Raw genomic sequence first — 9,066 nt, forward strand, 5'->3', positions numbered from 1 at the left:
GCCCACGCCAAAGCTGTGGCCGTCACTTCCTGCATAAATTTTTCCGTAAAACTCTGAGAGTGATATCGGGTTGTTTACCCCTGTGGATATTCCACTTGATTTCTTCATCCAACTGCTTGGAAAGTTGTATGGTGGCTTTCCCAGTGTTGAACCGCTTGCTATGTGTTTGACATTCCCACTGACCCTGTCTATGGTGAAGCTGTCTACCTTTGCAAAGTATCTCTCGTTGCCAGTTGGGGAGCAGAAGACATTGCCGTGGGAATCTTCCTCGCACATGTACTCCTTCTGGTAGATGTAGTGAATGGTCCCTTTAATCCATACGTAGCCCCAAAAGTCCTCCTTTGGAACCGTGATATCGTCTCCGCCTGCAAAGTAGTTGGTTATCGATCTTCCGAGAACCTTAACCGTTATGGAACTTGGGTCAAACTCAACTTTCTCCGATATCTTGTCTCCAAGTGCAACTGTCACGTCAGGGCCCCAGTACTTCTGAACTGTTATTCCGATGTCGGCTGTGCCAAAGATATCGCTCCAGACGTTGTTGTGGATTATAAGAACAGGTATTTTGACGTTTTGAAATCTTTGCTCCTTCACCGTTCGCCATTCAAACCATGGGGGATTCAGGTAGCCTTGGGGTTGTACGCCGGCTTTCTTTTCAATCTTCACAATTGTGGTTTTCTCTGCTTCCTTGGGGTTGAACCTCAGCTTCACGGTTTGGGGTAAAGTGGTCTGGTCTGTTGTTACTTCAAAACTGTCCGGTGGTAGGGTGTAAACCTCTCCGTTTTTTACAATCCAGACGTCCACTCCTATGAAGGTGGTTTTTGAGCCTATTTTTCTTGCGATCGTTTTGGCCTCGTTGAGTACACTTGAGGGTACTCTTATCGTGTTTTCCGAGAAGATGAGTCTTTTTTCAAGGGTGCCTTTTTCAAGGACTTTGATACTGCCCTTTTCGTCGAACGTCCAGACTGCATAGTAGATTCTCCCCTGTCCTGTTAGCGCGTTCCCATTTTTGTCGAGGAGAATTACTTTGGCACCGCCTATGGGGGTTGCCTGTGCATATCCTATAACACTAACTATCAGCAGGCCCAACAGGAGGGCTATCAGGCTTTGCCGCCGCATTGAATCCACCCCCTGTGGTCTGCAATGTTATCTAATTCGGCTTATCTTATAAGTTTTTCCTTTTACTTTTAGTAAAAATTCTTCCTTTTTTTTCTAGTATAACTTTATTCTAACGTGGGTTTTCCTCTTAGAACAATCCAAAAGAAGCCTGAGTAAAAGAGTTGCATGACGATGCAAAGGAAGAGCAAGGGATAAAAAGGAGAGCTCACTCCCTCACCACAACGGGGAACTCCTCCCAGGGGAAGACGACCCACTTGTCTGTGCGGAAAACGTAGAAGTCCGGAACGACCTTCGTCCAGGGTTTCATGCTGAGGCAGAGGACCTTAACTTCCTCTGCCCCTACCTTCTTAACCTCCTCGATGACAACCTCAAGCGTCTTACCAGTATCGCTGACGTCATCGACGATAACGACCTTTTTCCCTTCTAACGAGCCGTGAAGTGGAATCGTTATCACGGGCTTCTCCATTCTCTTGTCAATCCCCTTGTAGAACTTGACGTCGATGACCTTGATCTCGATGTCCCCCAAAATGTGGCTGAGCCTCACGGCTGGAATCAAACCGCCCCTCGCCACCCCAACTATTACGTCGGGTATGAAGTTCTTCCTCAGCTCATCGGCTAGAGCAAAAATTGCTCTGTCAACCTGCCACCAGGTGAGATATACCTTGTCCATGTCAACACCTCCGAATAGCGTGAGTTTTCAGCGGGAGACTTTAAGCTTTAGTGAGTTGGTAGACGTTAAAATAAAGGGCTTAAAAAGGATGCTTTGACAGAAAAATGTTAATGGGGAGCAGGGAAAAGAGGCTCAGCTTATGACGCACTTGCTCCAGCCGCAGCGCGGGCAGGTGGCACAGCCGCTCTCCATTCTGAGCTCAACTAAGACGCCGTCCTTCTCGTAGCAGACTGGGCAGTAGGCAACGCCGAGGAGCTCCCTTATCTTCTCCTCAGGAATTTCGGGCTTTTCCGCGTGGTGTGGGTGCTCATGGGAGGGTTTTGGAACGGGGACGTGGGAGACCGAGAACGTCAGTGCCCCAGGCTGCTCGGCCTTCTTCCCGTTCGTTCCGCTGATTATCGCCCCAACGTTGATGAATCTTGAAAGCCAGGGCTCGGCCTCAACGACGGCCTTCAGTTTCTCAACGGCGTACTTGCTCGGTTTAGCCGGGACGCGCTTCTTCTTTTCTCCCTCAACGCTGTAAACCTGAACCGAGAGCGAGCCGTCGCGGTAAACGGTTATTCCTTTACAGCCGAGCTTGTAGGCGAGAAGGTATGCAGCTTTAACGTCCTCAACCGTTGCGTCGTTCGGCATGTTTATGGTTTTGCTTGCGCTGTCGGTCAGCCAGAGCTGTATGTTCGCCTGGGCCAGAATGTGGTCGAGCCAGTGGACGTCCATTGCAGTGACGAAGATCCTCTGCATATCCTCAGGAATCTCCTCAAGTCCCTGAACTGAGCCGTAGTTGTCGCTTATCTTCTTGAGGAGCTCGTCGCTGTAGAGCCCGCGCTTCTTGAGCTCGGCCTCGAAGATAGGGTCAACGTAGTAGAACTCCCCAACTGTTACGCTCTTCTTGTAGACAAGCGCGAATATCGGCTCGATTCCGCTGGAGGTGTCGGCTATCATTGAAACACTTCCAGTCGGCGGACAGGTCGTTACCATACCGTTTCTGACGCCATGGCGCTTGATTTCCTCAATAAGCTTGTCCCATGGTAGGTTCCATATCTCGTGGTGGTAGAAGCCCTCGATGGGTAGTTCGCCGTCTCTGTATCTGCTCTTCTCGTAGAGCGGGAAGGGCCCGCGCTTTTTGGCTGCCTCGATTGAGTACTTGTAGGCGTAGAAGGTGAGGTACTCGGTTGCCTTTCTCATGAAGGCGAAGCCTTTCTCACTGTTGTACGGGATGCCGAGCTTGAAGAGTGCATCTGCTAATCCCATCATTCCAACACCTATTCTCCTAGTGAGCTTCGTGTTGTGGTCTATTTCAGGGAGCGGGAATTTATTGACGTCGATGGCGTTGTCGAGGTACTTGGCGACCTTTTGTATGACGTAGGCGTACTCGTCCCAGTCGAAGTAGGGGTTCCCCTTGTCGTCATACTTGACGAACTTCGCGAGGTTTATGCTGGCCAGATTGCAGGATTCGTACTCGTAGAGGGGCTCTTCACCGCAGTTATGGCTTAGGAAGCCGTTGCTTATGTAGGAGTGGTGTCCCGGCACTGTGAAATCGTAGACGAGTCTTTTGCCAATGTTCTCAACGCTCTCAACTGTAACAATGGGTTCATCTACTTTCGTCTTCTTCAGGCTAAGCTTTTTCATTTTGTATCCTTCAAATCCTATTTTCTCCGCGAAGAGCTTTCTGCTGAAGTTTGCAATGGCCAGTTCATAGTAGCCTTCACTATGGTATATCTTCTCCTCCCCCTCTTTGGTTGTGTATTTGAGCTCGCTTGGGTACGGCCTGTCGTAGAGCTTTGACAGTATACCAAATAGCAGTAGGAGGTCTTGGACCTCCCTCAGCAACTCCCGGTTCTTGGAGGTAAGTCTTATGGCTCTGTCGTTGTCAACGTAGCCGTCGGCGCTGAAGAGACCGCGGAGGAAGGAGGCTATTTCCGTTGGCTTCAGCCTGAAAACAATCTCTGGCACACGCTTCTCGTTAGTTTTTACGATGCTCTCAAGCCATTTGTAGGCTTTTCCCCTAACACCGAGTTTAATCTGATTGCCGTAGCAGTGAGGCTCAGCTTTAATGTCAAAGTGTTTTGCAAGTGTTTCCCTTATCCTCCATGCTATCTCCTCTTCCTTCTCTGCGTTGAAGTAGAACCAAGCTCTTTTGTCGTTCACATTGAGGTATCCATCTCCGATGAACCAGCCAAGAACAAAAGCTAAGTCCTCCCCGATGCTTTCACTACCGAACTCGTCTTCGATTTCGAACCTTGGTAGGACTATCTTGTCTCCCTGCTTCAGGTCTTTTACCTCTTTCCATCCGTCGGGAGTCATTAGCTTGTGGTCGAGCGTTGCAGCTATCTCATATCCCTCCTTTGTTCTTACGCGGGCTACTCCCTTCAGGCCAACCTTCCAGACGTAGGCCGGGACTGAAACGGGGTCTGCAACCTCAACTGTGCTTCCATGGACAGTCTCATACTTTATTTCCTCCTCTCCGGGGAGTAAGACTTCAATGGAATAGGCGTACGGTTCTCCTCCTTCTGTAATTCCCTCAGCTGCCACTGCTTCCTTCTCCCCGTGTTCCTTCGCAAGTGCAAATAGCTCTTCAGCTTTGATATATCCCTCCGGGGTCAAAACCCTGGTCTCTCCCACAACACAGGGGTTGGTTGCCCTTATCGGTCCACCTTTGGCATCGGCTAGAACGTTTCTCCTGTTTATGACGTCGAAGAAGACGACGCCCGGGTCGGCCTTGGCCCAGGCCATGTAAGCCAGCTCCTCGAAGAGGCTCTTCGGGTCGATCTCCTTGACCTTTTCTCCAGTCCTCGGGTTCACCAGAGGATAGCGCTTGCCCTCCTTGAGGGCCTCCCAGAAGTCCTCCCAGAGGCCGACACTTATGTTGAAGTTGCTCAGGACGTTCGTTCCGACGTTCTTCTCCTTGGCGTGGATGAACTTCTCAACGTCGGGATGCCAGACCTCAAGGATTCCCATGTTTGCGCCCCTTCTCACGCCCCCCTGCTTTATGACGTCGCTGACTGCATCGATGAGGTGCATGAAGGAGACCGGACCACTTGCTGCCCCAGTCGTTGTTCCAACCATATCCCCCTCCGGGCGGAGTTTTGAGAAATTGAGGCCGGTACCACCGCCCATTTTCTGTATCATAGCTACGTCATGTGCAGCTTTCATTATGCTCTCCATGTCGTCCTCTATTGGAACAACGAAGCATGCTGAGAGCATACCTAGGGGTCTCCCCGAGTTTATGAGGGCCGGAGTGTTGGGCATGAAAATCTGGCTCGTCATCAGCCTGAAGTACTCTTCTATCTCGTCCTCGTAGCCATCAAAGGCGCCGTTCTCGAGCATCTTAACGACTTTGTCAATTGAGACCTTCATCTGGCCCTTTTCAGCGAGCTCGCGGTAGAGGTTGAGGAGCCTTTCGAAGTGGTACTTGTTGAGCTTGAATCTGCCTATAGAGAGCTTTCCGTCGTACTCGTCAAGCCTTGAAAGGTACTTCTCAACGGTTTTCATGTCCTGTTCGTGTCCGCCTTCCTTGTCGAAGACCCTCTCATCATAGAGCAGATCAGGGATGACGGCTAGGATAGAAACGCGCTCAAAGAGTCCCCTCGGGCTCTCTATTATCTCGCCCTTTTCGTTCTTCATGAGGTAACGGGAAGCCAGAACGCGGAGGGCGTTGATTGAGAAGCGCTTGTCTATGTCGTCAAGCTTGTCCTTGTTGAGTATTTTCTTTTTCTCCTCCCTTATCTCGGCCTTCTTCTTGCGGTAGAGGATGTAAACCTTCGCAACATCGAAGAGGCCGGCGCGCATAAGTTCAAGCTCGACTATGTCCTGTATGTTCTCTATATGGGGGACCTGTCCATCGTAGAGCTCGTTTATCCTCCTGACGACCCTTCTGACGACCTTGTTGAGGAGCTTCTCGTCCCTTACTCCAACTTCGAGCATTGCCCTTTGGATAGCCCACCTTATACGCTCCTTATCAAATGGTACAATTCTACCATCCCTCTTCATCACTTGTTCAACCGCCATAGTGACACCCCGGCACATGTTTACGTATTTTTCCGTCTATTGGAAGAATCTACAGGCTGAGAGCGTTGTTCATCGTGGTAAATATACCTTGCCCCACTTCGGTCTGCCATCCTGACGAATTTAAGGCCGGCACTTTGCCCAAGGAGTGGGGGGTAGAAAAGTCATTATGTCGGATAATTTATCCGGCTACAGGCCCTCGTAGATCAGCTTCATTCTGTAGGCGTGCTTGAGCTCCTCGCCCGCCATCATCCTGAATATCTGGGAGAGGGAGCCCCCTAGGAGCCCGGAGAGCTTATTGTACATCTCATAAGCGTGTCTCTCCCTCAGAACAGCCGCCACAACCAGCTCTTCCAGGCTCTCGGGCTCGGCCCTCTCGTCGGAGAGCATGGGATGTATGGAGAGCTCGTCCACGTAGTCAACGATTGCCCTCTCAAGAGAAGGGTTCTCAAGGAGCTTTTTCAGGGTCTCCCTGTGCCTCAGCTCCTCCTCGGCGATGAGGGCAAAGACATCCCTGAGTTCGGGCTTCTCGAAGACGGCGAACGTTTCCCCAAGCTTGTAGAGGTTGTAGAGCTCGTTCTCCTGCTTTATCATGAGCTCTATGATTTCTCTAGCGTTCATCCCCTTCACCTAGAACCGCCTTGAGGTAGTTTGGCAGTTCGGCAACGCTCGGGAGAACAAGGTCTGGTCTGAGGCCGGTTCTCTCAACGTCCTTTAAACTGCTAACCCCCGTCAGGACCATTATCGCCTTCATTCCAAAGCGCCTAGCGAAGGCAACGTCAGTGTCGAGCCTGTCGCCGACCATCCAGATTTCATCAGCGCCACCGAGCTCCTCCCTGATGACTTCATAAACGGGCTCGTTGGGTTTTCCAATTATCAGGGGTTCCCTATCCGTCGAGGCCCTTAGCGAGGCAATTATCGCACCTGCCCCCGGGTAAAGCCCCTCCTCGGCAGGATAAGTTGTGTCGGGGTTCGTTCCTATGAAGGTCGCACCCTTTCTTATCGCAAGGGTTCCGTATTTGAGCTTCTCGTAGGTCAGTCCCGGATCGAGGCCAACAACTACGTGCTTAACTTTCCTCCATCCTCCGGCTCTGGCCTCTCCGATGCCCACAACCCCCCAGCCGAGAGTTTTCATCTCCTCCTCCAGGCCGGTACCACCTATTACGAAGACCTTTCCAGGCTCGAAGTGCCTCTCCATGTAGAGTCTAGTGGCGAGGCCGGAGGTGATTATCAGTTCCTCGGGGACATCGATGCCCATTGAGAGCAACTTCTCCCGGTAGCTCCCCGGGGTTTTTGTAGAGTTGTTTGTTAGAAAGACGAAGGGGATTCCCCTTTCTTTAAGAAAGTCTATGACGTCCTTGGCTCCATCTATTGGCAGGTTCCCTCGGTAGAGGACGCCATCCATGTCGAAGATTACCCCAATCCGCTTCATATGGGGGTGAAAAGGGAAAGGGTTTAAAAACTCACTGCTCCGCGGTCAGCTCCATGTCGACCTTAACGCTGTCGGTTTGGCATTCGTTGCCCGCGCTCGGTGAGAACTCCACCGCCACGGCGACCCTGATGTTTTCTCCTTCCGCGAGCTGTTCCCTGAGGAGTTCAAGTCCCTCTCCGCTTATTTCCCTGAGGGTCTTTCCAGAAACCCCGTTGATAGCGTAGGAGGAGTTGCCCCTGTAGACCTCAATGGACTTAACGATAAGGCACTTGCTCAGCTCCCCGGTCTCGGTGGTGTTGTCAACCTCTTTTTCAGCCGGGCTCATCTCTCCCACTTCCCTGTCGGAGACGCGGAACACAAGGATGAGCTTTGAGACTGCGATGTCTCCCCTGTTCTTCACGTAGAACTCGAAGGTTCTCTCGTCCCCGGGCTTCATCCCTGAGAACTGGAAGAGCTTGAGGTCGTTGTAGTATCTCGTCCCTTCTCTGCTTATGGCTATGTCGAACTTACCGGAGCTTATTTCGTTTCCCTTGGACTTCGCAACGTCTGTGAAGAAGGGGCTGGCACTCCCGAGTAGGAGGAGTGCCAGCAGACCACCCACTGCTACGATACTCCAGCGTTTCATTTTGACCACCCAATATGGTGCGTAGAAAAGACTCGGGAAAGTCCTTATAAACTTTTCCACTTGAAAGTGTAAGAAGAGGAAGTTCACTCACCGCGCTGTATTTTGGCGTGGCCTCCAATGAGGCTCTTCCTGAGTTCAAGGTTCCTTATCTCGCACTTCTCGTCTATTATCGAGCGCCATATCGTTGAGTTCCTTATAATGCTTTTCCTAAATATTATCGAATCACTTATGTCAGAGTTCTCTATGATGCACTCTTCGCCAATGTAAGCGTACGGCCCTATTATCGAGCGCCCCAGTATTTTCGCACCTCTCTTTATGACGACAGGAGGTATTATCTTGGCGTAGGGGCCTATCTGTATTTCCTCCACATGGCTTCCGCTCAGCAGTGTCCGTAGAGCCTCCAGATAGCTGTCAGCGGAGCCTATGTCATACCAGTAATCTGAGAAGCTATAGGCCCTGATTTCCTTTCCCTTCTCAAGGAGCCACTGGAGGAAGTAGCCGGGTGAATCCTTGTTGCCGTTCTTGAGGTATTCATCGATGAGCATCATAACCTCCCCTGGAAAGACGTAGACACCGGTGCTTACTAAAGTGGAACGGGCAATGGGGGGTTTTTCCTCGAAGGACACAACTCTATCCCCCTCAAGGATGACGACACCGTACCTTTTCGCCAGCTCGGGGTCGCCAACGTCATAAACTGCTATGAGCGTCTCACCGTGGTATTTACCCAAAAACTCCCGCAGGGAGAAGGAGAAGAGATTGTCACCGGCAATAACGAGGTAATCATCAAGGCCGAGCTCCTTGACTGCCCTCTTCATGGCCCCTATAGTTCCCAGCTTCTCGTCCTCGTGGAGGGTGTCCTCGACTATCAGTCCGACTCCGTATTTCTCGGCGTATGGCCTGAAGTGGGCCTCAAAAAAGCGGTTTGTTGAGATATAGGTCTCAACGTCCAGTTCGAGCACCTTTTCCAGTATGTACTCCAGTATGACCCTGTCCCCAACGGGGAGTAGTGCCTTTGGGTTGTCCTTGGTTATAGGCCAGAGCCTCGTGGCGTAACCACCTGCCATTATCAGTGCCTTCATGCCAATCACACTCCTAGCATACAATCTCCCCAAACCTATTTAAATTAATTTTCCCCACGAGGATGGGTGGTACTTGTGAAGGTTTTAGTAACTGGAGGAGCGGGTTTCATAGGCTCTCACTTGGTTGATGCGCTCATGG

8 protein-coding genes are annotated in these 9,066 nt (G+C 51.1%); 1 reads left to right on the plus strand and 7 read right to left on the minus strand.

What is annotated here, in order from left to right; translation table 11 throughout:
- From MVD07_RS01780 to MVD07_RS01810, 7 genes are all read right to left on the minus strand, one after another.
- The coding region (locus MVD07_RS01780; protein ID WP_297497833.1) for a hypothetical protein at positions 1-1,125 on the minus strand (1,125 nt) is incomplete at its 3' end.
- Positions 1,126-1,321: 196 nt separating this feature from the next.
- Positions 1,322-1,786 carry a phosphoribosyltransferase gene (locus tag MVD07_RS01785; RefSeq protein WP_297497836.1) on the minus strand — a complete coding sequence of 155 codons (465 nt, stop codon included), beginning with the start codon at positions 1,784-1,786 and terminating at the stop codon, positions 1,322-1,324.
- 132 nt (positions 1,787-1,918) lie between these two features.
- Positions 1,919-5,794 (minus strand): adenosylcobalamin-dependent ribonucleoside-diphosphate reductase, encoded by a 3,876-nt coding sequence (locus MVD07_RS01790; protein WP_297497839.1) that lies wholly within the window; start codon positions 5,792-5,794, stop codon positions 1,919-1,921.
- Between the two features lie 186 nt (positions 5,795-5,980).
- Positions 5,981-6,412: a ferritin family protein gene (locus tag MVD07_RS01795; RefSeq protein ID WP_297497842.1), complete on the minus strand. Its 432-nt coding sequence runs from the start codon at positions 6,410-6,412 to the stop codon at positions 5,981-5,983.
- Positions 6,402-7,223 (minus strand): HAD-IIA family hydrolase, encoded by an 822-nt coding sequence (locus tag MVD07_RS01800; RefSeq protein ID WP_297497844.1) that lies wholly within the window; start codon positions 7,221-7,223, stop codon positions 6,402-6,404. The genes MVD07_RS01795 and MVD07_RS01800 overlap by 11 nt, the downstream gene beginning before the upstream one ends.
- A 31-nt stretch (positions 7,224-7,254) precedes the next feature.
- Entirely contained in the window at positions 7,255-7,848 is a 594-nt protein-coding gene (locus MVD07_RS01805) for a TasA family protein (protein ID WP_297497847.1), read from the minus strand.
- An 83-nt stretch (positions 7,849-7,931) separates the two neighbouring features.
- The gene (locus MVD07_RS01810; protein WP_297497852.1) at positions 7,932-8,927 is read right to left on the minus strand and encodes an NDP-sugar synthase; all 996 of its coding nucleotides are present in this window, start codon (positions 8,925-8,927) and stop codon (positions 7,932-7,934) included.
- Between the two features lie 75 nt (positions 8,928-9,002).
- Here MVD07_RS01810 and MVD07_RS01815 point away from each other — a divergent pair.
- The coding region (locus MVD07_RS01815; protein WP_297497855.1) for an NAD-dependent epimerase/dehydratase family protein at positions 9,003-9,066 on the plus strand (64 nt) is incomplete at its 3' end.

The organism is Thermococcus sp. (assembly GCF_027008145.1).
Lineage (GTDB): Archaea > Methanobacteriota_B > Thermococci > Thermococcales > Thermococcaceae > Thermococcus.